Source organism: Acinetobacter sp. TY2, from assembly GCF_046269225.1.
Taxonomy (GTDB): domain Bacteria; phylum Pseudomonadota; class Gammaproteobacteria; order Pseudomonadales; family Moraxellaceae; genus Acinetobacter.
On record NZ_JBJZOR010000002.1, the window covers coordinates 162,691 to 185,871 of the forward strand.

The 23,181-nt window shown below is 36.7% G+C and carries 21 protein-coding genes and 1 riboswitch; of the genes, 10 read left to right on the forward strand and 11 right to left on the reverse strand.

Annotated features, from left to right (window positions below; translation table 11 throughout):
- The first annotated feature begins 90 nt into the window (after positions 1-90).
- The 5 genes from ACK1JC_RS01965 (at position 91) to ACK1JC_RS01985 (ending at position 4,451) form a co-directional block, all read left to right on the forward strand.
- A complete protein-coding gene (locus ACK1JC_RS01965; protein ID WP_409510164.1) occupies positions 91-600 on the forward strand; it encodes a peptidylprolyl isomerase in 510 nt (169 codons plus the stop codon).
- A gap of 114 nt (positions 601-714) precedes the next feature.
- A complete protein-coding gene (locus ACK1JC_RS01970) occupies positions 715-1,446 on the forward strand; it encodes a UDP-2,3-diacylglucosamine diphosphatase (RefSeq protein ID WP_409510165.1) in 732 nt (243 codons plus the stop codon).
- 149 nt (positions 1,447-1,595) lie between these two features.
- Positions 1,596-2,015: a hypothetical protein gene (locus ACK1JC_RS01975; protein WP_409510166.1), complete on the forward strand. Its 420-nt coding sequence runs from the start codon at positions 1,596-1,598 to the stop codon at positions 2,013-2,015.
- 533 nt (positions 2,016-2,548) lie between these two features.
- Positions 2,549-3,202, forward strand: a complete 654-nt coding sequence (gene nfsB, locus ACK1JC_RS01980; protein ID WP_409510167.1) for an oxygen-insensitive NAD(P)H nitroreductase — start codon at positions 2,549-2,551, stop codon at positions 3,200-3,202.
- Between the two features lie 190 nt (positions 3,203-3,392).
- A complete protein-coding gene (locus ACK1JC_RS01985) occupies positions 3,393-4,451 on the forward strand; it encodes a hypothetical protein (protein ID WP_409510168.1) in 1,059 nt (352 codons plus the stop codon).
- Positions 4,452-4,627: 176 nt separating this feature from the next.
- Here ACK1JC_RS01985 and ACK1JC_RS01990 read toward each other — a convergent pair whose 3' ends face one another.
- The 8 genes from ACK1JC_RS01990 to ACK1JC_RS02025 form a co-directional block, all read right to left on the reverse strand.
- Positions 4,628-5,881, reverse strand: coding sequence for a D-amino acid dehydrogenase (locus tag ACK1JC_RS01990; protein ID WP_409510169.1), 1,254 nt, complete (start codon positions 5,879-5,881; stop codon positions 4,628-4,630).
- Between the two features lie 164 nt (positions 5,882-6,045).
- Positions 6,046-6,132: riboswitch (glycine riboswitch) on the reverse strand.
- A gap of 104 nt (positions 6,133-6,236) precedes the next feature.
- Positions 6,237-7,505, reverse strand: coding sequence for a D-amino acid dehydrogenase (locus ACK1JC_RS01995; RefSeq protein ID WP_409510170.1), 1,269 nt, complete (start codon positions 7,503-7,505; stop codon positions 6,237-6,239).
- A gap of 280 nt (positions 7,506-7,785) precedes the next feature.
- Positions 7,786-8,922 carry a rod shape-determining protein RodA gene (gene rodA / locus ACK1JC_RS02000; RefSeq protein WP_409510171.1) on the reverse strand — a complete coding sequence of 379 codons (1,137 nt, stop codon included), beginning with the start codon at positions 8,920-8,922 and terminating at the stop codon, positions 7,786-7,788.
- 78 nt (positions 8,923-9,000) lie between these two features.
- A complete protein-coding gene (gene ispD, locus ACK1JC_RS02005; protein ID WP_409510172.1) occupies positions 9,001-9,726 on the reverse strand; it encodes a 2-C-methyl-D-erythritol 4-phosphate cytidylyltransferase in 726 nt (241 codons plus the stop codon).
- Positions 9,695-10,078, reverse strand: coding sequence for a septum formation initiator family protein (locus ACK1JC_RS02010; RefSeq protein WP_409510173.1), 384 nt, complete (start codon positions 10,076-10,078; stop codon positions 9,695-9,697). The genes ispD and ACK1JC_RS02010 overlap by 32 nt, the downstream gene beginning before the upstream one ends.
- Positions 10,079-10,595: 517 nt before the next feature.
- Entirely contained in the window at positions 10,596-11,885 is a 1,290-nt protein-coding gene (gene eno, locus ACK1JC_RS02015) for a phosphopyruvate hydratase (protein ID WP_409510174.1), read from the reverse strand.
- 67 nt (positions 11,886-11,952) lie between these two features.
- Positions 11,953-12,810, reverse strand: a complete 858-nt coding sequence (kdsA, locus tag ACK1JC_RS02020; protein WP_409510175.1) for a 3-deoxy-8-phosphooctulonate synthase — start codon at positions 12,808-12,810, stop codon at positions 11,953-11,955.
- A 29-nt stretch (positions 12,811-12,839) separates the two neighbouring features.
- Positions 12,840-14,480, reverse strand: coding sequence for a CTP synthase (locus ACK1JC_RS02025; RefSeq protein WP_409510176.1), 1,641 nt, complete (start codon positions 14,478-14,480; stop codon positions 12,840-12,842).
- A 227-nt stretch (positions 14,481-14,707) separates the two neighbouring features.
- Here ACK1JC_RS02025 and ACK1JC_RS02030 point away from each other — a divergent pair, with 227 nt between their 5' ends.
- Both ACK1JC_RS02030 and ACK1JC_RS02035 read left to right on the forward strand, forming a co-directional pair.
- Positions 14,708-15,187, forward strand: coding sequence for an internalin (locus ACK1JC_RS02030; RefSeq protein ID WP_409510177.1), 480 nt, complete (start codon positions 14,708-14,710; stop codon positions 15,185-15,187).
- A 74-nt stretch (positions 15,188-15,261) separates the two neighbouring features.
- Entirely contained in the window at positions 15,262-15,621 is a 360-nt protein-coding gene (locus ACK1JC_RS02035) for a hypothetical protein (protein WP_409510178.1), read from the forward strand.
- Positions 15,622-15,648: 27 nt separating this feature from the next.
- Here the strand turns inward: ACK1JC_RS02035 and ACK1JC_RS02040 are convergent, their stop codons facing one another.
- From ACK1JC_RS02040 to ACK1JC_RS02050, 3 genes are all read right to left on the reverse strand, one after another.
- Positions 15,649-16,761: a YheT family hydrolase gene (locus tag ACK1JC_RS02040; protein ID WP_409510179.1), complete on the reverse strand. Its 1,113-nt coding sequence runs from the start codon at positions 16,759-16,761 to the stop codon at positions 15,649-15,651.
- Positions 16,762-16,867: 106 nt separating this feature from the next.
- Positions 16,868-17,275: a nuclear transport factor 2 family protein gene (locus tag ACK1JC_RS02045; protein ID WP_409510180.1), complete on the reverse strand. Its 408-nt coding sequence runs from the start codon at positions 17,273-17,275 to the stop codon at positions 16,868-16,870.
- Positions 17,276-17,464: 189 nt separating this feature from the next.
- A complete protein-coding gene (locus tag ACK1JC_RS02050; protein WP_409510181.1) occupies positions 17,465-19,489 on the reverse strand; it encodes an FAD-dependent oxidoreductase in 2,025 nt (674 codons plus the stop codon).
- A gap of 172 nt (positions 19,490-19,661) precedes the next feature.
- Between ACK1JC_RS02050 and ACK1JC_RS02055 the strand changes: the two genes are divergently transcribed.
- From ACK1JC_RS02055 to ACK1JC_RS02065, 3 genes are all read left to right on the forward strand, one after another.
- Positions 19,662-20,210, forward strand: a complete 549-nt coding sequence (locus tag ACK1JC_RS02055) for a PadR family transcriptional regulator (protein WP_409510182.1) — start codon at positions 19,662-19,664, stop codon at positions 20,208-20,210.
- A 140-nt stretch (positions 20,211-20,350) separates the two neighbouring features.
- Positions 20,351-21,262, forward strand: coding sequence for an alpha/beta fold hydrolase (locus ACK1JC_RS02060; RefSeq protein WP_409510183.1), 912 nt, complete (start codon positions 20,351-20,353; stop codon positions 21,260-21,262).
- Between the two features lie 289 nt (positions 21,263-21,551).
- Positions 21,552-22,859: an MFS transporter gene (locus ACK1JC_RS02065; RefSeq protein ID WP_409510184.1), complete on the forward strand. Its 1,308-nt coding sequence runs from the start codon at positions 21,552-21,554 to the stop codon at positions 22,857-22,859.
- Positions 22,860-23,181 lie beyond the last annotated feature (322 nt).

Consider the following 23,181-nt stretch of genomic DNA (forward strand, 5'->3'; position numbering starts at 1 on the left):
ATTTTTGCTTGCCTTGTAGTTTACAGTTTGCTTATGCTTCTCTCAACCAAAAACCCATGGCTTTTTCAGTCATGATCAGGAGATTATAGAATGAGTTTTCCTCAAGTCGAATTAAACACCAATAAAGGACGTATTGTCCTTGAACTAAATTCTGAAAAAGCACCTAAAACTGTTGCTAACTTCTTAGAATACGTTCGTGATGGTTTTTATGATGGCGTTATTTTTCACCGTGTTATTGATGGTTTCATGATCCAAGGCGGTGGCATGGACGAAAACTTCAAAGAAAAATCAACACGTGATTCTATTGAAAACGAAGCTGATAATGGCTTAACCAATGATTTGGGTACAATTGCAATGGCACGTACTCAAGCGCCTCACTCTGCTTCTGCTCAATTCTTCATTAACGTTGGCAATAACGGTTTCCTTAACCACTCAGGCAAAACTGCTCAGGGTTGGGGTTATGCAGTATTTGGTAAAGTGACTGAAGGTCTAGACATCGTCAACGAAATTAAAGGCGTTCGTACAGGTAACCGTGGTTATCATGCTGACGTTCCTTTAGAAAACGTTGTGATTGAATCTGCTAAGATTATTTCTGAGTAATAGAATCCCTCCTAACCTCCCTTTGATAAAGGGAGGAACTTCCAATTTATAAAAGGAAGAAAAGTCCCTCTTTCGTAAAAAGGGACTTAGGGAGATTTTAATAAAGGACAATAAGTGACCCATCTGTTTATCGCTGATTTACATTTATCACCTGATCACCCTCGACTCGTTCGGGGGTTTTTAGATTTGCTTGAACAATATAAAGATAATAATTTCACAAAACCAACCCAACTTTATATTCTCGGTGATTGGTTTAATGCATGGATTGGTGATGACTATACTGCCCCATGGCTTTCTGAAATCGTCGAACATTTAAAACAATTTACCCAAGCAGGAAATAAAGTTTATTTTCAAGTTGGAAATCGTGATTTTGCTTTAGGACAAAAATTCTTAAATCAGTTTAATGGTCAATTATTACCTGATGAATTTACACTGAACATTGCCAATAAAAAATTTAGAATTGAACACGGCGATGCATTGTGTACCGATGACGTATCTTATCAAAGGTTTAGAAAAATCATTCGCAATCCAATTCTTTTGGGTATTTTAAAAAGCACACCACTTTCTTTTAGACAAAAATTGGCTAATGGTTTTCGTAAAAAAAGCCATGCTTCTCAGCAAAATAAAACCTATGAAATCATGGATGTGAATCAACAAGCTGTTGAAAAGGCTTTAAGCCAAGTTGATGTCCTTATTCATGGGCATACGCATAAACCAATGATTCACGATGTAAATGGAAAACCTAGAATTGTCTTAGGTGATTGGCGTGAAAAAACCTCTGAAGCGATGATTTTAGAAGTGGATAGAAATGCAAATTATCAGCTAATTCAATGGAAAATTGTTTAATCGAAAATTTTTTGGCATTTTTTAATTTTCTCAATTAATTCAATCCTGTTGTTAATGGCGTAATTGTTCAGGCTTCATACGACTTTCTCACGGTTTATCTACATTTTTTGCTATCATTTATTGAATAATTTATGAGTGTGAATTTTCTAATGTCTAATTTTAGCAATATTACTGTCAATCACCATGAAAATGACAAAGTATCCTTACTAATAGATGGACAAGCGATTTCCGAACGCTACGACATTCATTTAGACAAAACGATTATTGATGAAATTCAGGCGATCGAAGAAGGCGCTGCACTTAAACTCTTCGAACAATTTATCTTTTCGAATACCGATCTTAACTTTGATCATCGCTATATTTATACCACAAGTATTGTTTTAAATAATTCAAACTACAGTATCGCACGTAATTTTGTTTATCGTATTACAGCAGAAGGTCAAGCACCTGCTGAGCATGTCATTACAAAACAAGGTCAAGCAATGACTCCACAAGACATTCGTGAATTCATTAACAACCATGTTGCAATGTCTTTAGATAAATATACCGATTTAAATTATGCTTATTAATTTATAATCATTATTGCGTTTCAGAAATTTGGCTCTTGAACAAAGTTTAGGAGTCTTTTCATAATCGAAGTAAAATAAGTAGTTTTGCAATTTAAAATAAACAAATGTTTGCACATTTAATCTACTGTAATACTCATTACAACTTTTGGATATTATGTCATCATTTAAAAGGTTAAAATGTCAGTAAATTATTTAAATGAGGCTGTTCAGAGAACCATAAACAAACTTGATCATAAAAATATTTATAAAAATTTGGCGAACGGTTTTGAAATAGTCGTTCAAAGATATATCCTCATCAAGCTTCAAAGAACTATTATTGGAAACAAATTTCATTAGATTGGTATCAAAGTTAAACCATAAACATATTTGCTAAGGACACATTAGGAAATTATATTGTTCGTCATCCTTCAGGTTCTGCTTTTTATACAGAGCTTTCTAAGAATGATCATTTTCACGTTTATTTACGATTCGGTTGATCTAATTTATTCAAATTCAGTTTATAATATCGAAAATTTTCGATATAAGAGTGTCGCATGGATGTATTAACCGTATCAAAAAATCGCTATACCACAAAAGCCTATGATGCTTCAAAAAGAATCCCGCAAGAACAATTTGAACGCCTACTTGAAATCCTTCGCTTAGCACCATCATCCATCAATATTCAACCTTGGCATTTTTTTATTATTGAAAATGATGCGGCTAAGCAACGTATTGCAAAATCATTGGTGGGTAAATATGCCTATAATGCTCCCAAAGTATTGGATTCTTCACATACTATTTTGTTTTGCACTAAAGCTGATATTACCGAAGATCATTTAGATAACTTATTGAATCAAGATGATAAAAGCGGCCGTTTTAAAGATGCCACAGCCAAGCAGGGGCAAAAAGATGGTCGTACAGGTTATGTCGATTATTATCGTAATGAAAAAGGTGATATTCAGCGTTGGGCAGAGAATCAAACCTTTATTGCTTTAGGACAAATGCTGCTAGCAGCAGGAATTGAAGGTATTGATGCCACACCGATTGGCGGTTTTGATGAAGACATCATTACTGAAGAATTAGACCTGATTGCAAAAGGTTTAATTCCATCTGTAATTATGACTTTGGGTTATCGTAGTGATGCAGATTTCAATGCTAAACTGCCTAAATCTCGTTTGAATAAAGAAGAAATCTTCACACGTCTTTAAAATTTTGAAAATATAAAAATACTGGGAACGAAAGATTTCTTATTTTTTGTTCTCATTTTAAAATATTCTGATTGTACAATTCCCCCCTTGCTTAAAACCTCTGTTGTTTTTATGATAATTATGTATCAATCACAAACGGATTGAACATTCTCATCGTATTTTTAAGTGCTAATCTAAAGTGAAATACAGAATGAAAAATAATAATATTATCGGCTCTATTTTGATTTTAACACTTTCACTTTCAGGCTGTACCTCTTGGATCAATCAGCATAAATACCAAAAATTTGCACAGTTAAGTCAGCAATTTATCAACCCTCAAACAATTACTCTCAATAATGAGCAAAAGGTTTTAGATGGTTTTCAATCTGTACATTCACAAATGATTCAACTATCACATAAAAAAAGTTTCAATCAAAAAGAAGCTGCTTTTTATACCAATTCTGCCAATTTACATGCAGCCTATGCCGAATATTTATCACAGCAAGGTTGCCCTGCATTATCACAAATACAAAGCAATCAAGCAGAACAGTCTTATCTCAGGTTATTAGAAGCAAACTCTAGTGATTACAATAATCTACTATATAATTTAGCCATTTTTTACGCTCGACAATCAACCTTTGAACGTGATGACCCACATTCTAAATTAAGCATAAATGATCTGAAAAAAGCACGTCACTATGCAACGCTATTGTATGAACAAGATTCATCCACACCTAAAAATCGTCGGGCGTATTACGATATTTTGAGTGAATTACAAATTACCTTTAGCCAAGAAAATATTGAACCCTCCCAGCAGTTAAAGATTGCCCAAATACTGCAAGAACCCTTGAATGAATACTTAGAATATTCAGAAGAAGTTTATGAAGGTGGTAATTTTATTGTTTTAGTACAACTCCACTATCAGTATTTATATCAACAAGATCCACAAAAGGCACAAGATTTTTTAGATCAAAATAAAGAAACTATTTTTAAACTCTATTTTGACAATTTATCAACAACACCGCAACGTGATCTAAATTTTCATGCCAAAATTTATGCACTTTACAATCAACCTGAAAAAGCGCTTCAATATCTACGACAATTAAATTTTGATACCGCTGAAACCATTAAACCTGAAGAGTTTAAAAAAAATAAGATTTTTGATCGTATTCGAGAAAATACAACATTTAAACAATGGCTGAATCAATATACGCAAGATTATTTAAACGATCAAAAACAACACCCTAAACAATGCAAAAGCATAAAGTAGTATTTAGAACGACATAATGTAAATTTTGCACCCACTCAGACCACAATTCAAAAAAAGATTGAAATATAGAAAGATATGTAAATCAATAAAAAATTTGAAGGTTATAATCTTTACAAAGGTTAAAATCATCAGCATAAAATTAATTCATGCTGATGTACTGAAAGTGAATTTGAAATTTACACAGGGTGCGCTGTGGCAATTTCTTTACTAATCATTACCGCAGTAGCAGCAGACAATGTCCAACCCAAATGACCATGTCCAGTATTATAATAAACACGCTCACGTTTTCCTCGTCTGACCACAGGCATCATATTCGGCATCATTGGACGAAGTCCTGCCCAAGGCACACAATGTTCAGTTGAAATATCGAAGTTTTTATTGACCCAATCGGTTAAAGGCTGAATGCGATCTGAACGAATGTCACGGTTATAGCCATTAAACTCCGCTGTTCCTGCAATACGTAAGCGGTCGGCTCCCAAACGTGAAGTGACAATTTTTGCACTCTCATCGAGCAGACTGACCCACGGTGCACCATTAACACTTTTTTCATCATCAAGTTGTACCGTAATTGAATAACCTTTTACAGGATAGACATTGACTCGATCACCCAATTGATTCGCCAAGTGATAGCTTCCGACACCACCGCATACCACTACCGCATCGGCTTGTAAGCTTTCGAGTGTGACAGATTGCCCATCAGCACCTACGACATTTTCAATGCTTGGATGATATTGAATATTCACTCCATTTGCTGTGTGTTCGACATTGACCACTTCCATACCAAAAAGATACTTCACACCGTATTTCTCAGTGGCTTTGGCAAGTCCTGTGGTAAATTTATGAATATCACCTGTCGCATCACCAGGACAGTAAAAACCACCGTAATATTCACCTGTTAATGATGGCTCGATTTTTTTAATTTCTTCGGATGTTACTGCATGACGCTCTAATCCACCTTTACATAAAAGATTATTCACATCAGTCGCAATTTTATAATCATATTCAGAATGGTAAAAATGTAAAATCCCACGTTTTTCGAGATCAAAATCAATACCTTCTTGTTCTGCAATATTGAATAATCGTTGTCGTGCCAACAATGCCATTTTTACAGTATCTTGGGTATTCGATTCATAATGCTTAATATTACCGAGAAATTCGACTAACCATGCATATTTGTGCAAGTCGAAAGAAGGATTGAGCAAAAGTGGTGCATTTTTATTTGCCATCCACTTTATACCTTTCAGTACTGTGGATTTTTGATTCCATACTTCGGCATTACAAGCTGAAAGTTGCCCACCATTGGCAAATGAGGTTTCCATTGCAGGGAATAAATGCTTATCTATAACAGTTACTTTATAACCCAGTTGAGAAAGTTCGTAGGCAGAAGTTACGCCCGTGATCCCTGAACCAATAATTACGATATGACACATACGCACACTCCTTTGAAATGCATGATTTTGCATTTTCAATGTATGCCCCATCTGTCATTTGTACCTGAGAGCTTCGATAAATAACCAAATTATTCAGAAATTTACCATCCCCTTCGGTGAGTTACTTGTTTTTTTAATTGACAGCAACTTCTCTCCAGAGTTTTTCAATGATTACAGTCCTTTTGCCTGAGAGTTTCCGGGGTCGTTGCTCCTTCGGCGAGTCTAAAAGACTTCTCTCCTGCAATCATCTATTTTTATTACATATCCTTATAAGCAATGTATATGCCATTTTCATCCATAGATCAAATACTATCCCATGGTAAATACAACTGACTCGACTAAAGTCGCATAAGCATCAATGCTTCACCGAATCATAACGGAATACGTTCAAATCATCGTATTCAATTTGAGGTGTTTTACCCGAAATAATATCAGAGAGTAATTTTGCAGAACCACATGACATCGTCCAACCTAAAGTGCCATGTCCTGTATTGGTATATAAGTTTTTATACTTGGTCTTACCAACAATAGGCGTACCATCAGGTGTAGCAGGTCTTAAGCCTGTCCAAAAATGTGCATCGGATACATCGCTTGCTTTCGGAAATAATTGCTGTAACACCATCAACAAGGTATTTTCACGACTCGATTTCAAAGAACGATCAAAACCATTTAACTCTGCCATTCCTCCAACACGAATACGATCATCAAAACGGGTCACTGCAATTTTATAAGACTCATCCAAAATCGTAGATACAGGCGACATTGCAGGATCAATAATTTTGGTGGTAATTGAATAGCCTTTTAGTGGATATACTGGCGCTTCAATATCTAAATATTGCAACATATCATGACTATAACTACCCAATGCCATTACATAAGCATCACCTTTAATTTTCGAACCATCACGGAGCACAATTGCAGAAATTTGATCGGCATCTTTTTCAATACTTTCAATCACCGTGTTAAATAAAAAGTCTACACCTTGATTAATCGCCAATTCAGCAAGTTCCGTGGTGAATTTTTGACAATCTCCCGTTTGATCATTAGGCAATCTAAGCCCCCCAACAAAATCGACTGTCGCATCTGCAAGTGCAGGTTCCACACCAATCACACCTTGCTTATCCAACAACTCATAAGGTACACCTTCTTCTTTTAAGACTTCTGTGTCTTTACCTGCAACATCAAGTTGCTCTTGTTTACGAAATAATTGCAGCGTTCCCAACTGACGTTCATCGAAATGAATACCCGTTTCTGCACGTAACTCATCTAAACAATCACGGCTATATTCAGACAAACGCACCATTCGTTCTTTATTGATGTGATAACGATTGCTATTACATTCCGCCAACATACGAATCATCCACTGATATTGATACATATCACCCGTGAGTTTAATTGCTAAAGGTGAGTGTGGTTGAAACATCCATTTAAAAGCTTTTAGTGGAATACCTGGTGCTGCCCATGGTGATGCATAACCTGGTGATATTTGCCCTGCATTAGCAAAACTTGTTTCGAGTGCAACATTAGGCTGTCGGTCAATGACAGTTACCTCATGCCCAGCTTGTCTAAGATAATAAGCTGAGGTTGTACCAATAACACCAGCTCCGAGAATGACAATATGCATAATAATTCAACCTAATTGTTATCGTGATAATGAGCTTTTAATATATAAATAAATAGCATGAATTTTAATAAATTTATTTATAGTTAATTTAATGTATGACGAAAAAAATGACTTTTCAAGCGCTTAAATCATCAAAGTACAAAGCATCACAACTGAGATACATCTGAACTACACTCAAAGTCTGCTGTGATTTTCTATAAAAATAATGTATCTAAACTGCATAAAAAAAGGGTAATTCATTTTTAGAATTACCCTTTTTAATATTTTAAATATTATTATTTTATTTATGGGTATGAATCGACATTACTATGCCGAAACTTGCAAGCAATGCAATTACAGCGGTACCACCATAACTCATCAGTGGCAATGGATCACCCGTGACAGGTAGAATCCCTGCAACCATTCCCGAATTGACAAAAACAAAGAAGAATAATGATAGACCAATGGTTCCTGCTAGAAGTCGACCATAATTATGAAAGCAGTTCAAGCTAATCATCATGCAACGAAAAATAATGGCTGCATATAAACTAAAGAGGAAAAATACCCCAATAAATCCAAACTCTTCAGCAAAGGTCGACATAATAAAGTCTGTATGATGTTCAGGTAGATAGCCCAATTGTGACTGCGTCCCCCCTAAAAAGCCTTTACCAAAAATACCACCTGAGCCAATAGCAATTTTAGACTGAATAATATTCCAACCTGCACCCAATGCATCTGATTCAGGATCGAATAAAGTCAAAATACGTTTCTTTTGATAAGCTTGGAGTACAAATGTCCAGATAATCGGAAATGATACTGCTAAAGCAGCCATTGCTCCACCAATCAGTTTCCATGACATTCCACTGAGGAATAGTGCAAAAATACCGCCAATGATAATCCCAATCGCAAGGTCAGGTTGCAGTAATGCCAAAACAAATGGTACGACCATGATAATCAATGCAACAACAATATGCTTAAATTTAGGCGGCAGCGGTTGACGAGAGAAATACCAAGCCATCATCAAAGGCATGGCAAACTTCATAAACTCACTCGGTTGCATACTGCCAATACCTGGAATAGTCAACCAACGTTTTGCACCCAAGCGGACGTCACCGACCAATAGAACCAAAATGAGCAATAAAATAGCAATAAAATAAAACCAAGGGCTCACTGCCTGATAGACCTTAGGCGGAACTTGTGCACAAGCAAACATCAGGGCAAAACCCACAGCAAAGCTAATGCCTTGGCGCATCACCATCGACATATCTTCATTGGATGCGCTATAAACCATTAGCAAACCAAGCGCCGCATTAACAATCAAAAACAACAGCAACCATGGATCGAGATGCAATTTATCCCATCGGGAGGTTTGTTCATTAAGACTGCGTCCATCACGCAAAGATCGTCTTAAAAAACGATACTGCTGAGTAGGTATCATTTATACATCTTTTACTTTGTCATTCGAATGCGAAATTATAGAGTTAAATCAGAAGTGAAAACATAGTGTAATGGTGAATTATTTAACTTTTTGTTGCACCGCTAAAATGAGTTTTGCTAACTCTAAATCATCTGGATAGGTTATTTTCAAATTGTCGGAACGACCTGCAACTACTATCACTTTTTCACTCATAAATTCAAGTGCACTCGCTTCATCTGTAATGACAATGTCAGCATACATGGCTTGCTCAATGGCTTGTGTCAATGTAGCAAAGGTCGATATTTGTGGTGTTTGTGCTTGCCATAACTGTTCACGATTGACTGTGTGCTCAATTTGTTGTGATGATGAATATACACGTTTTAATGTATCTCGGACAGGAATGGCTAAAATAGCGCTACAGTTTTCAACTAATGCTGTTTCAACCAAATTTTCCAGACACTCCAATGTGACGCAAGGACGTGCAGCATCATGAACAAAAATCAAATCATCCGGCGCAGCAAAAGCTTTTAAATAGTGCAAAGCATTCAAGACTGAATGAACACGTTCTTTTCCACCCTGACAAAAATGTGCCTTTTCAGGCTGATTAAAAGAAAGTGTTGCAGCAAAGTGATCATCAGCACCAATCACCAAAACATAACCAGCTAAAGGCAATTGTGCCAAACGAGAAATCGTATGCTCAAGGATTGTTTTCCCTCCAATCACTTGATATTGTTTTAATTCTGTTTTTGAAAAGCGGCTACCTGAACCCGCAGCAGGAATCACCGCCCATAATTTACGGTTGTTCAGGTGGAAGCTCATCTTCATTGGTTCTTAGATCTACGTCAGTATTATCAGAATAAATAGGTTTGTAATGGGTACTAATGGTACTCATTTGTACAAATGTTTCATGGGGCTTAATCAGACCTAAATCCAAACGAGCATGCTCTTCAATCGCTTCTGCACCATTTTTTAAATCATACACTTCTGCAGCGAGAATTCTGTTTCTCTCTTTGAGTTCGTCATTGACCTCAGATTGTTGTTTCACTTGCTGAAGTAAAGCTTGATGAGGAAAATAACCGCCCTCACCTAACCAAAAGTGATACTGAAGTACAATAGTGATCAGAACTGCAACTATCAGAATGACTTTACTTGAAGTAGTTTTAAAGACTTCTAACATGAATTTTTGTCTTATGTAACAGCATTAAATTAAGGTACTAATATACCTTAAATATTTTGTGTGGAGAACGTTTTACTGTGGTAAAACTGCAAAAGTTGAACAAAACTTTTTTGATATTTATATACGATGCTTTGTTTGTCTGTAAATATATTAAAGCATAGATATTTGAATATTTTCAATCCTATAAAATATTCCAAAAAAATAGTCACAAAAATTCAAATTCAGTATTATTCAATGCCCTCTAAAGTCTTACGAATAAATAATATCATTACTCCTCAAGTGACCGAAAACCGATAGAAATTCACTTAAAATTAATCGGCTTAAATCTTTTGTGGAAGTCTCATGTAATTCCGATACACATCACTACAACCAAGTTCATATGAGATTACTCACAAAATGTGAGTATTACATTACACATTTTCATTAAACAATCCTCCCACGCTCTAATAGTGAGTATAAAAAACCACTCACCTCAAACAAGGGAGTGGTTTTTTAAAGCTAAATCAATTTATAAAAATTAATTTAAACCTTTAAATTCCGCTTTGCCACGGTAAGCAGCATTTGTTAATTCTTCAATACGAAGTAATTGGTTATATTTTGCAACACGATCAGAACGGCACAATGAACCTGTCTTGATTTGACCAGCAGCAGTACCAACAGCAAGATCTGCAATCGTAGAATCTTCTGTTTCACCTGAACGGTGTGAAATAACAGTAGAGTAACCATTTGCCTTCGCAAGATAGATTGCATCTAAAGTTTCAGTCAACGTACCAATTTGGTTATATTTAATAAGAATAGAGTTACCTACTTTCTCATTAATACCACGTTGTAGAATTTTAGGATTAGTAACAAATAAATCATCACCAACCAACTGAATTTTGTCGCCAAGAATTGAAGTTAAGTATGACCAACCTTCCCAATCCGACTCATCCAAACCATCTTCGATAGAAATAATTGGATATTGATTTACAAGACCTGCTAAATAGTCAGAGAATTGATTGCTTGTGAATGCTTTATTACCTTCACCTGCAAGAATATATTGACCATTTTTGTAGAATTCTGAAGATGCACAGTCAAGCGCAAGCATAATATCAGAACCTGCTTTGTAGCCTGTTTGACCAATAGCTTCAAGAATAACCGTAATTGCTTCTTCGTTAGAACGAAGGTTTGGTGCAAAACCACCTTCATCACCAACAGCAGTATTTAAACCTTTTTTGTTTAATACTGATTTTAAAGAATGGAAAATTTCTGCGCCTGCACGCAAAGCTTCAGAGAATGATGTAAAGCCTACTGGCTCAATCATAAACTCTTGAATATCTACGTTATTGTCTGCATGTGAACCACCGTTGATGATGTTCATCATTGGTACAGGCATAGTCAAGATTGATTGACCACGTAAGTCTGCAATGTATTGGAAAAGTGGAGTTTTCTTTTCCTCAGCAGCAGCACGTGCCGCAGCTAAAGACACCGCTAAAGTTGCGTTCGCACCTAATTTTTCTTTATTTTCAGTACCATCAAGAGCGATCATCGTATTGTCGATGTCTTTTTGCTCAAATACTGATTTACCAATTAAAGCATCACGAATAAGTGTGTTTACATTGTTTACAGCTGTTTTAACGCCTTTACCTAAGTAACGTGATTTATCACCGTCACGAAGTTCCAAAGCTTCACGAGAACCAGTTGAAGCACCAGATGGTGCACATGCACGGCCAACAACGCCAGATTCTAAGATTACGTCTGCTTCGATGGTTGGGTTACCACGAGAGTCTAAAATTTCACGTGCACGAATGTCAACGATTTGACTCATGAACAATTCCTCAGTTGATTAATAAAACGATGCGCCACTAAAAATGACGCATCAAAGTAAACATAATTTAGTGGGTATCGAGCTTTTTAAAGCCTTTTACCAAGGTATCTAATTCTTTCAATTGTGCAAGGAATGGTTCCAACTGCGACATACGCAATGCGCATGGACCATCACACTTCGCCTTTTCAGGATCAGGATGCCCTTCCAAAAATAAACCTGCAATACCTGTAGCCATACCTGCACGAGCCAGTGTAGTAATTTGCGCACGACGACCACCAGCAGAATCTTCACGACCACCTGGTGTTTGCAAAGCATGTGTCACATCAAAGAATACTGGCACATTCATTTCTTTCATGGTATCGAAACCAAGCATATCAACTACAAGATTGTTGTAGCCAAATGCTGAGCCACGCTCACACAAAATCAACTTATCATTACCCGCTTCAAGACACTTATTCAAAATATGACGCATTTCATGCGGTGCAAGAAATTGTGCTTTTTTGATGTTGATAATGGCATCTGTTTTCGCCATCGCTTCAACCAAATCGGTCTGACGACTTAAAAAAGCAGGAAGCTGAATAATGTCTGCCACTTCCGCCACAGGTGCCGCCTGATAAGGTTCATGCACATCTGTAATAATCGGCACATTAAAATGCTTTTTAATGTCCGCAAGCCATTCCAAACCTTTCTCTAAACCTGGACCACGGTAAGAATGTAGGCTTGAACGGTTTGCCTTATCAAAACTTGCTTTAAAAACGTAAGGGATACCTAATCGCGTACAGATATCGACATACGATTCTGCAATTTCAAATGCTAAGTCTTTTGACTCAAGTACATTCATGCCGCCGAATAGTACAAATGGCAAATGATTTGCCATTTGTATATCGCCTAAACGTACAATTTCCTGTGGTTTTAATTGTGACATTTAAACTTCCTAGTTATGTTCTTGCACACTTATTTACTGTTTTGGTGCTGTTTTTTAGCAGCATCAATAAAGCTAGCAAATAATGGATGACCATCACGTGGTGAACTTGTAAATTCTGGGTGGAATTGTACAGCAACAAACCATGGATGTGCAGGAATTTCAACAGTTTCCACTAAGCGTTGAATTGGTGAATAACCTGAAATTTTCATGCCTTTATCTTCAAGCACTGGAATATAACGGTTGTTCATCTCATAACGATGACGGTGACGTTCAATGATATCTTCAGAACCGTACACTTGAGCTGTTTTTGTTCCAGCAACCAATTCAGATTTTTGAGCACCTAGGCGCATTGTACCGCCAAGGTTAGAATCAGCATTACGTTGTTGTACTTCACCACGTTCATCTAACCATTCAGTGATCAAACCAATTAATGGCGATTTAGTTGAACGATTAAATTCTGTAGATGTCGCATCTGCAATACCGACAACATGGCGTGCATATTCAATCACAGCCAATTGCATACCCAAACAAATACCTAAAAATGGCACACCATTTTCACGAGCGAACTGAATGGCTTTCATTTTACCTTCAGTACCACGTTCACCGAAACCACCTGGAACTAAAATTGCATCAGCATTTTTCAACACTTCAGCTTCATTTAAGCTTTCAAGTTCTTCTGCATTGACATAATCAATTTCAACTTTAACGCGGTTTTGAATACCTGCATGTAAAAGCGCTTCATTTACAGACTTATACGCATCTGGAAGTTCAACATATTTACCGACCATTGCAACACGAACGGTATATTCAGGGTTAAGCAATGCTTCTACAACGTTATCCCAATCTGTTAAATCAGCTTCAGGAAGATCGTTATAGCCAAAACGCTCACAAATCAAATCATCAACATTCTGTTCATAGAATGTACGTGGAATTTGATAGATTGAACGTGCATCTTTACATACGACAACTGCACGTGCTTCTACGTTAGTAAACAATGCAATTTTACGAATGGTATCTGCATCAACATCATATTCTGTACGACAAATCAGAATATCTGGCTGAATACCAATAGACAGTAATTCTTTTACAGAATGCTGAGTCGGTTTTGTTTTCAATTCTGCAGCAGATTTGATGTATGGTAAAAGCGTCAAGTGCATGAGCATTGTACGCTTATGACCCAGTTCAACCATAAGTTGACGTACCGATTCCATGAATGGGAGAGATTCGATGTCACCGACAGTACCACCGATTTCTACGATGGCAACGTCATAGCCTTCACCTGCGCGAAGAACACGTTCTTTAATATTATCCGTAATATGTGGAATAACTTGTACTGTTCCGCCTAAGTAATCCCCACGGCGTTCGTTATTTAGAACGTCTTGGTATACTCGACCAGAAGTAAAATTATTTAACTTGGTCATTTTAGCACGGCGTAAGAAACGCTCGTAATAACCCAAGTCAAGGTCAGTTTCAGCACCATCTTCTGTTACAAAGACTTCACCGTGCTGGAATGGGCTCATCGTCCCAGGATCGACATTAATGTATGGATCCATTTTGACCATGGTGACTTTTAAACCACGGGCTTCTAAAAGTGCAGCAACTGAAGCAGCTGAAATACCTTTACCCAGTGAGGATACAACACCACCGGTAACGAAAATAAAATGGGTCATTAAGTTTCTCATACAATGGAGCCTAAATTGGCCTACAATGTTGTGCGATTTTACTTTACCTTGCACCAAGAAAGCAAAGTCAATTCACACCAATTCATAGAACAATACACAATCGGCTATTCTATCAGCATTTCCAATAAAAAATTAACACTTCAACAGATGATTTTTATCTTTGATTTTGCTGTTATACTTACTTCACCCAATATGATGTTTTGTTTCGAGCAATTATGAATAAGAAATTTTTAGTTTGCGGGGCAATTGCCACTGCAATTTTAATTACGGCTTGTGTAAAAAAAGAAGAGCCGAAGAACGAATCTACTGAGCAAACAACCGCTTCAACAGCAACAGCCGCAGAACAACCTGCTCAGTTTGAGAACCTCGAAAGTTCTGAAACTCAAAATCCTGAGCAAGTAAATACTCAAACAACAAATACAACAGATGTACCTGCTGCACCGCATGTTGAAATTGAGCGTACTGAAACTGCACATACAACAACAGAAATTCGTCGCACAACAGAATCAACGACTCCACCTCCTGCTACAAAACCTGCAAAAGCCGAATCTTTAAAAGCTGAATCTCAGCCAAACGAGCAAAAAGTTCAGAATGAACCAAAAGCACCTGTAAAAACAAATACTGCAACTGCACAGTCTGAAGATGATGCAGTTGCAGCAGCAATTGCAGCAGCAACACCTGCTTTGAAAAATTAATGCTGAAAAATGTGAACTCAGATATTTTACTGAGTTCACATTTTTATCTTTTACAACTAAGAACAATAATTTAAATGAAGTACTTTTATAAAATCTTATTTTATTTTACGCTTTTACTTACTTCATACCCTACATTTGCAAATTCTTTCGAAAAAAATGAGGATGTGTTTGAAGCAAAATCTAAAGCTCAAATGAGCATATCTAGCAAATATAAATCATCATTACTTAATTTTATTACTTCTGAAAATCTAGTGAGCCTCAACTATACAGCTTGTGACTATTTAAACGAATTACAACGCTTTCAGCACTATCAAACTCAAAATATTGACCATCAAATTTATGCGTATGGCAATACTGTAATTTTCGAAGATGATTTGAAAATTTTAAAACAATTGATTGAAAAATATAAAATAACTTGTGAAACCAAACGCTAATAATTTCACAAGCACTTACATCTATAATTAGCAATATTGTTTTAAAAAATCGGCAATTAAACGAGATGCCCACGATTTACTCTGTAAGCCTTCATAAAAACCACAATGACTGCCCTTTTTCGTGGTGACCACAACCACATTTGGCATTTGTTGTACCACGGATTTAAAAGGTTCAAAGTTCTTAATTGAACAGACTGGATCATCTTCAGCATTGAGAACCATCAATGGAATGGTCACATTTTCAAATACATAAATAGGATTGACGGCCTGATTATAGCTTTGATAATTGGCATAACCCGCCATTTCATAATATTTATACTGGAACTCTTGCAGTGTTTTGGTTTTTAAAACATTTTTTACAGATTTAACTTGTTGCCAAGTTTGCGTATAAGGCTGAATAAAAGCCTTGAATAATTTTTTAGTCATAACTTTGCTATAAAAAGGATGAACATTTTCAAAGCCAATATCTGTGTCATAACCTGGACACATCGCAAATGCAGCTTTAAAAGGAGTATCTGCTCCCTGCTCACCTAAATAACGCACCAATAAACCTGTCCCTGCAGAAGAACCGACAGCATAGAGATCAGACTGTTGGAATTTTTTTTGAATATATTCAAGTTGTTCTTTTAAATCTTCCGTTGAGCCAAAAATCGACATTTTTGGTACAGGCATGGGTAAATTTGCATGGCCACGGCGCAAGCACAGTGCAATACGCCATCCCGTATATTCATTTAAATCTTTAACCAATTCACGCATACTGGTCGGTGAGCCTGTGATGGTATGCATGATTACAATAGTTGGTGTATCTTTAGGTAAATCATAGCCATACCATGAAATAGCAGTTACACCACCATCGTGCATGGTCAATTGATCCATTCGATCATATTGAAGTTGAATGGTTTTTTTCTGAATTAAATCAAAATATAATAAATGTGCATGGGCATTACTCAACCACGGTGTTGGACGGTACTTTTGCTGTAATTGTGGCAACTTTTGTAAAACTTCTGTCAATTCACCTTCTGGATTAAAATACATTTTAGGCTGTTCTGCACCCGTCAGTTGATCAAGTACATTTTGTGTCAGCTGACGAACATTGTTTAAATTGGTTTTTTTCAAACGGATTTTCTTCAAAATAGACATCAAATTTCCTAAGCATTAACATTTTTAAAATAAAATAGATTCAGTGATGCGAACATCACTGAATCCTGAAACTGCATAATTTTCAAATTTTAAGTCAATTTATATACTAAGCTGGTTGAAACAACTTAATACGCTCACCCATTTGAGCTGCAAGGGCTTGTAAACCACTGAGTGAACGAATCATCACTTCAAATTCAACAATTTGACCTTGCTCATTAAAGCGAATCATATCAATACCTTTCAGTTGTTTTTCCGAAACCACAGCTGAGAATTCAAGTACTACACTTTGTTCATCTTCGGTGAAAAACTCTCGGTGATATGTAAAGTTTTCAAAGACCTGAATAACATTATTTAAAATAAAGAAAACGACTTGCTTACCTTCATAAGGCTTAAATGCAACAGGTGAACGGAACACCACATCATCTGCAAGTAATTCACTCAGAATACTCATATCTCGTGTTGCAATCATATCGTGCCATTTTTGAATGGCAGGTTTCGTATTTATATAGCTCATCTTAATGTCCTTTTAAAATTTTTAAAAATAATCTCCCCCCCTTTTTTTAAAGAGGGCAAAATCTACGTTGTTACAAATCATTAGATTCGTAATACTCCTCGCTTTAAAAGGGAGATTGGGGGGATTTCTTTGAATTAAGTTAGATGTATTTCAATAAATTAAAACTTTCATCTATATAAAAAGTAACGACTAAATCACCATTGCCAATTCAGCGCCCTGACGAATTGCACGCTTGGCATCCAACTCACCTGCTTCTTTCGCACCACCAATCAAATGTACAGACTTCCCATCAGCCTGTAACTGATTGAACATTGCAGTGAAAGGTTCTTGTCCTGCACAAATCACAACATTATCGACCTCTAAAAGCATGGTTTTATCGCCAACCGTAATATGTAAGCCTTGATCATCAATTTTGTTGTAACTTGCGCCTGGAATCATATTGACATGACGATGTTTCAAACCTGTACGGTGAATCCAGCCTGTGGTTTTACCCAAACCAGCACCAACTGAGTTGGCTTTACGTTGTAATAAATAAATTTCACGTGGCGATTGTTCAACTTCAGGTTGTTTCAAACCACCTACATTCGCATAAGATGTATCAATACCCCATTCATCATAAAACTTCTGTGGGTTTAGACTGCCACTTTCGCCTTCATGCGATAAGTATTCCGCTGTATCAAAACCAATACCGCCTGCACCAATAATTGCCACTTTTTTACCAACAGGCTTACGATCACGTAAAACCTCGATATAAGACAATACCTTAGGATGATCAATACCTTCTATATCTAAATGACGTGGTGTTACACCTGTTGCCACTACGATGTCATCGAAATTTTCAGAACTGAGTTCTTCATACGTTGCTGTATGATTTAGTACGAGCTTAATGTTCGGCTGCAATTCAATTTTACGTTTGAAATAACGTAAAGTTTCATAGAATTCTTCTTTGCCCGGAATGGTTTTAGCAATATTAAATTGACCGCCAATCTGATTGGATGCTTCAAACAGTGTAACGTTATGACCACGATCCGCAGCATAAGTCGCAAAACTTAATCCCGCAGGACCTGCTCCAATCACCGCAATATTTTTAACTTTTGCCGAATCTTTGAAAATCAGTTCAGTTTCATAACATGCTCGTGGATTGACTAAGCATGTTGCTATTTTCATTGAGAAAATATGATCTAAGCAGGCTTGGTTACAACCAATACAGGTATTAATTTCATCTGCACGACCTTGTTCAGCTTTCATGACAAAATGTGAGTCTGCCAGCATTGGACGAGCCATTGAAATCATATCTGCATCACCTTGTGCCAATACATGTTCAGCCATTTCAGGTGTATTGATACGGTTTGAAGTGATCAAAGGCACATTCACAATACCTTTTAATTTCTTAGTCACCCATGTAAATGCTGCACGTGGTACTTTTGTTGCAATGGTCGGAATACGTGCTTCATGCCAGCCAATACCCGTGTTAATAATGGTTGCGCCTGCTTTTTCAATTTCCTTCGCAAGTTGAATTACTTCTTCAAGTGTAGAACCACCTTCAACCAAATCCAACATTGATAAACGATAGATAATAATGAAGTTTTCGCCCACTTCTTGGCGGGTACGTTTTACGATTTCAATTGGAAAACGGATACGGTTTTCGTAGCTACCGCCCCATTCATCATCACGATGGTTGGTACGTGCAGCAATAAATTCGTTAATTAAGTAGCCTTCCGACCCCATAATTTCCACGCCATCATAACCAGCAATTTGCGACAATTTTGCACAGTGAGCAAAGTCTACAATCGTCTGTTCTACTTCTGCTGATGTTAAAGCATGCGGTTTTGTTGGATTGATCGGTGCTTGTATCGCCGATGGTGCAACATTTTCAGACTGATAAGAATAGCGCCCTGTATGCAAAATCTGTAAAGCAATTTTTCCGCCTGCTTCATGCACGGCTTGAGTAATCACTTTATGTTTCTCAGCTTCTTCTAAATGATCCAATTTAGAACCGCCAAAGAATGTTACACCATGATCATTCGGTGAAATGCCACCTGTCACGATTAAGCCTACACCTCCCGCAGCACGCTCTGCATAAAAGGCAGCCATGCGTTCGTAACCACCATCTACTTCTTCAAGACCAACATGCATCGATCCCATCAATACACGATTTTTTAATGTGGTAAAACCCAAATCTAAGGGTGCGAGTAAATGTGGATAGTTAGACATGTATGCTCCTTGGCTTGCCGATTTTAATAAATTTGGCTGGCGAAATTATCCTGATGAATATTTAGTGCAACTTGTTGCATTAATTTATGATTTATTTATAAGCGAGAATTGATTTTTATGCAACATGTTGCATAATAACTTTGCAATCATTTTTTCGAGATTTGTAACAAAAATGTCTTTAGCTCATGTTTTACTCACAAGTCTAGTCGAAAAACCAAGCACAGGCATTGAGCTTGCTCGTCGTTTTGATCGCTCTATGGGCTTTTTTTGGAATGCAACACATCAGCAAATTTATCGTGAACTCAATGGCATGTTGCAGAAAGGTTGGATTTCCACGCTCGAAGATGAATCGGATACAGGTCGTAAAAAAACCTATCAAGTTGAACAACTCGGTCGTGTGGAACTTACCGATTGGATGCTTAAACAAGCTGAACCTGCTCAGTTACGTGAAGAAATTATGGTTCGCCTACGTATTGAAGCACAATTTGGGGGTAATGCCATCCTGCCCGAACTAGAACGCCATTTACAAATTCACAAAGAAAAGCTCGCACTGTATCAAGTGATTTTTGCCCGAGATTTTGCCAAAGATACTGATCAAGATCGAACGCTATTTATTCATAAAATGATTTTACAACTCGGTATAGATTCTGAAATAGGTTGGATCCAATGGTTTGAAAAACTTATTCCTCAACTTAAAAATTTTAACGAGTCTCAAAACTAAATACTATGCTCAAGAAAAACTAACATCGAAATGTCAAAGTGCCCTGTCATAATCTCAATCAAAATATAGATTCAGTCACTGACATTGACCTGTAAAAACGCTATAAAACTCATCTAGAACAAAAAAGAAAGGAAATATACATGCCAATGTACATAATGCCTGATGGTGAAAATCTCTTTGTCCGTGAAATAGGGCAAGGTGAACCTGTCCTTGTGCTATCAGGTTTAGGCATGCACAGTTGGCAATGGCTTCCTTTTTTATTGCCAAACATTAAAAAATACAAATTTTATATCCCAGACTGGCGTGGTTTTGGCGGTTCGAAAAATTGTGCTATTCCACAAAATTTAGATGCCATTCAAAACCATTGGCGAGATATTGAATCACTGATTACGCAATTAAACTTGAATAATTTCCTACTGATTGCCTACTCAATGGGTGCGACAACGACCATGCATGGTATGCAATATGGCAATTTAAAAGACCAGTTAAAAGGCTATTTACATATTGATCAAACCCCGCAAATTACCACTGATGAACATTGGTCTTATGGCTTGTTTGGGCAAAAACATGATCAATTTAAACGCTTACTTGCAGAACTATCACAGTTTTTACATCAATATGAACAATATCGTTATATCGATGATTTACCTAATAAACCAAGAGCTGAGCTTGTACAAATTTGGCTTAATTTCATTCAACTACAAAACAGTAATAAAATTAGTCCTTTTTTATTTAAATTGGCTCTACAACACCCACAATTACAAAAACATCTCTTACCGATCCGTCGTTTAGATTACATGACGTGGTATATCGACAACTATTTAAATCATACTGAAAATTATCGTGATGCAATTTCAGAGCTTCAATCTCCAACTACTTTTTTCATCGGTGAAAAATCTTCACTCTATCCGATTGAAGGGCAACTGCATGTGTCAAATACTCTTATGAACGCGAAAAACATCATTTTTAAACGCTCAGGGCATACGCCCCTCATCACCGAGCCTGTCAAATTTACACAGCAAATTCATCAGTTTCTAAAAGAGAATACTTGAACTTATTGAGTTATCTATTTCTTATATACCTAGCAATAGCTGATTTTTCACTCTGTACGCATTTAAAAAAAATATCCTAATTATGAGAAAATTTGTGATTTTTAAATAAATATTGACCTATATCTTTCTTAATTTCTCATACTTATTTTCAAAATACAATTTGATTATGAGCAGTTTTTCATAATTTTAGTCCGTTGTTTTGTAGTTTTTTTATACATTTTAAACTTCAAAAATATTCTACACATAGACTGAATCTATTGATTATAAAAACAGTAGATCAGGACTATCTATGAGCCAACAAATTGAAACCCCTCAATATCATCCACATGAAAAGCGCAACCGTATTATGTCTATTGTCGGTGCTGCTTCGGGAAATTTAGTCGAATGGTTTGATTTTTATATTTATGCCGCCTTTGCTATCTATTTTACCCATGCACTTACCGCCCCTGATATGTCAGACTCAACCAAAGCCATTTATGTATGGGGCGTATTTGCCGCAAGCTTTTTTATGCGTCCTATTGGAAGTTGGCTCTTTGGATGGATTGGTGATACTTATGGGCGCAAAAACTCCATGGTGATCTCAATTTCTCTTATGGCATTCAGCTCATTTTTATTTGCAGCCTTACCCACTTATGAGCAAGTAGGTATGGCAGCTCCATTTTGCCTTTTGGCAGTTCGACTCTTACAAGGTCTTTCAGTCGGTGGCGAATACGGTACCGTTGCAACTTATATGAGTGAAATCGCACTAAAAGGTCAGCGTGGTTTTTATTCATCTTTTCAATATGTCACGCTTGCAGGCGGTCAACTTTTAGCAAGTGCGCTTGGTGTTCTATTGCTTGCACTGATGAGTAAAGAACAACTCATGGATGGCGGTTGGCGCATTCCTTTTGTGATTGGTGGTATTGTCGCTATTTTATCTTTATTTGCACGTCGTCATCTTAAAGAAACCTTATCTAAAGATGAGGCGAGCAAAGAAGGTTCAGGCAGTTTAAGAGAGTTATTCAAAAATAATTGGCGTACTTTTCTATTGGTTGTTGGTTACACATCTGCAGGCTCACTGTGCTTTTACCTTATTACGGTGTACTCAAAAACATATATTACTAGCCTTGGTTTCACTGACAAAACCGTCGGTTATATGATGACCTTTGCTCTCTTTATCTTTATGTGTGTACAGCCCTTATTCGGCATGCTTGCAGATCGGATTGGGCGCCGTACATCAATGATGCTGTTTAGTATTTGTTGTGCTGTCTTTATTTATCCTGTAATGGTTTTGGCAATGCCTTACTTCCACAACTCAGCAATAATGGTAACACTGCTACTAATTTTTCTTATGCTATGCCTAAGTTTTTACACATCAATTAGTGGTTTGGTTAAAGCTGAAATGTTCCCCTCTCATATTCGTGCATTAGGTGTCGGTTTTGCCTATGCTGTTGGAAATGCAATTTTTGGTGGGTCTGCACCTGCTGTTGCACTTAAACTTAAAGATGTTGGACATGAAAATACATTTTTCGTTTATGTCGTAATCATGCTGATTATTTGTTTATTTTGTAGTATGCGCCTACCGAAAGAGCCTAAATACTTACATCATGACCATTAAGACCTTTGTTCTTGACAAACAAGAAAGCCAACATGCATGTTGGCTTTCTTTTAACTACAACTTTTATCTCAAAATTCGGTTCTTCCTTAATTCTATGCAGATTATCTCCCTAAAAGCTCTTTTGATTTAAAGCCCATCATTCGAACTAAAGTAAACAAAGTTCATACTTTGAGTAAAAAATTGGTATGTTTCAAAAGCATCCCAACAAAAGAACTGATTATTTTTTCTATAGAATAACTTACTTTTTTTGCGAGACACCAACACTTAAAGCCTCCAAGCAAATCAAAACAGATCATCACAAAACAAAATTTAACAATATACA

Bases quoted from the DNA above. Each gene is read 5' to 3' on its own strand.
- ACK1JC_RS02055 (WP_409510182.1), top strand. From the start codon at position 19,662: ATGTCTTTAGCTCATGTTTTACTCACAAGTCTAGTCGAAAAACCAAGC.
- ACK1JC_RS02030 (WP_409510177.1), top strand. From the start codon at position 14,708: ATGAATAAGAAATTTTTAGTTTGCGGGGCAATTGCCACTGCAATTTTA.
- ACK1JC_RS02035 (WP_409510178.1), top strand. From the start codon at position 15,262: ATGAAGTACTTTTATAAAATCTTATTTTATTTTACGCTTTTACTTACT.
- ACK1JC_RS02060 (WP_409510183.1), top strand. From the start codon at position 20,351: ATGCCAATGTACATAATGCCTGATGGTGAAAATCTCTTTGTCCGTGAA.
- ACK1JC_RS02050 (WP_409510181.1), bottom strand. From the start codon at position 19,489: ATGTCTAACTATCCACATTTACTCGCACCCTTAGATTTGGGTTTTACC.
- ACK1JC_RS01990 (WP_409510169.1), bottom strand. From the start codon at position 5,881: ATGTGTCATATCGTAATTATTGGTTCAGGGATCACGGGCGTAACTTCT.
- rodA (WP_409510171.1), bottom strand. From the start codon at position 8,922: ATGATACCTACTCAGCAGTATCGTTTTTTAAGACGATCTTTGCGTGAT.
- kdsA (WP_409510175.1), bottom strand. From the start codon at position 12,810: ATGTCACAATTAAAACCACAGGAAATTGTACGTTTAGGCGATATACAA.
- ACK1JC_RS02065 (WP_409510184.1), top strand. From the start codon at position 21,552: ATGAGCCAACAAATTGAAACCCCTCAATATCATCCACATGAAAAGCGC.
- ACK1JC_RS02025 (WP_409510176.1), bottom strand. From the start codon at position 14,480: ATGACCCATTTTATTTTCGTTACCGGTGGTGTTGTATCCTCACTGGGT.
- ACK1JC_RS01975 (WP_409510166.1), top strand. From the start codon at position 1,596: ATGTCTAATTTTAGCAATATTACTGTCAATCACCATGAAAATGACAAA.
- ispD (WP_409510172.1), bottom strand. From the start codon at position 9,726: ATGAAGATGAGCTTCCACCTGAACAACCGTAAATTATGGGCGGTGATT.
- ACK1JC_RS02045 (WP_409510180.1), bottom strand. From the start codon at position 17,275: ATGAGCTATATAAATACGAAACCTGCCATTCAAAAATGGCACGATATG.
- eno (WP_409510174.1), bottom strand. From the start codon at position 11,885: ATGAGTCAAATCGTTGACATTCGTGCACGTGAAATTTTAGACTCTCGT.
- ACK1JC_RS01985 (WP_409510168.1), top strand. From the start codon at position 3,393: ATGAAAAATAATAATATTATCGGCTCTATTTTGATTTTAACACTTTCA.
- ACK1JC_RS02040 (WP_409510179.1), bottom strand. From the start codon at position 16,761: ATGTCTATTTTGAAGAAAATCCGTTTGAAAAAAACCAATTTAAACAAT.
- ACK1JC_RS01965 (WP_409510164.1), top strand. From the start codon at position 91: ATGAGTTTTCCTCAAGTCGAATTAAACACCAATAAAGGACGTATTGTC.
- ACK1JC_RS01995 (WP_409510170.1), bottom strand. From the start codon at position 7,505: ATGCATATTGTCATTCTCGGAGCTGGTGTTATTGGTACAACCTCAGCT.
- ACK1JC_RS02010 (WP_409510173.1), bottom strand. From the start codon at position 10,078: ATGTTAGAAGTCTTTAAAACTACTTCAAGTAAAGTCATTCTGATAGTT.
- nfsB (WP_409510167.1), top strand. From the start codon at position 2,549: ATGGATGTATTAACCGTATCAAAAAATCGCTATACCACAAAAGCCTAT.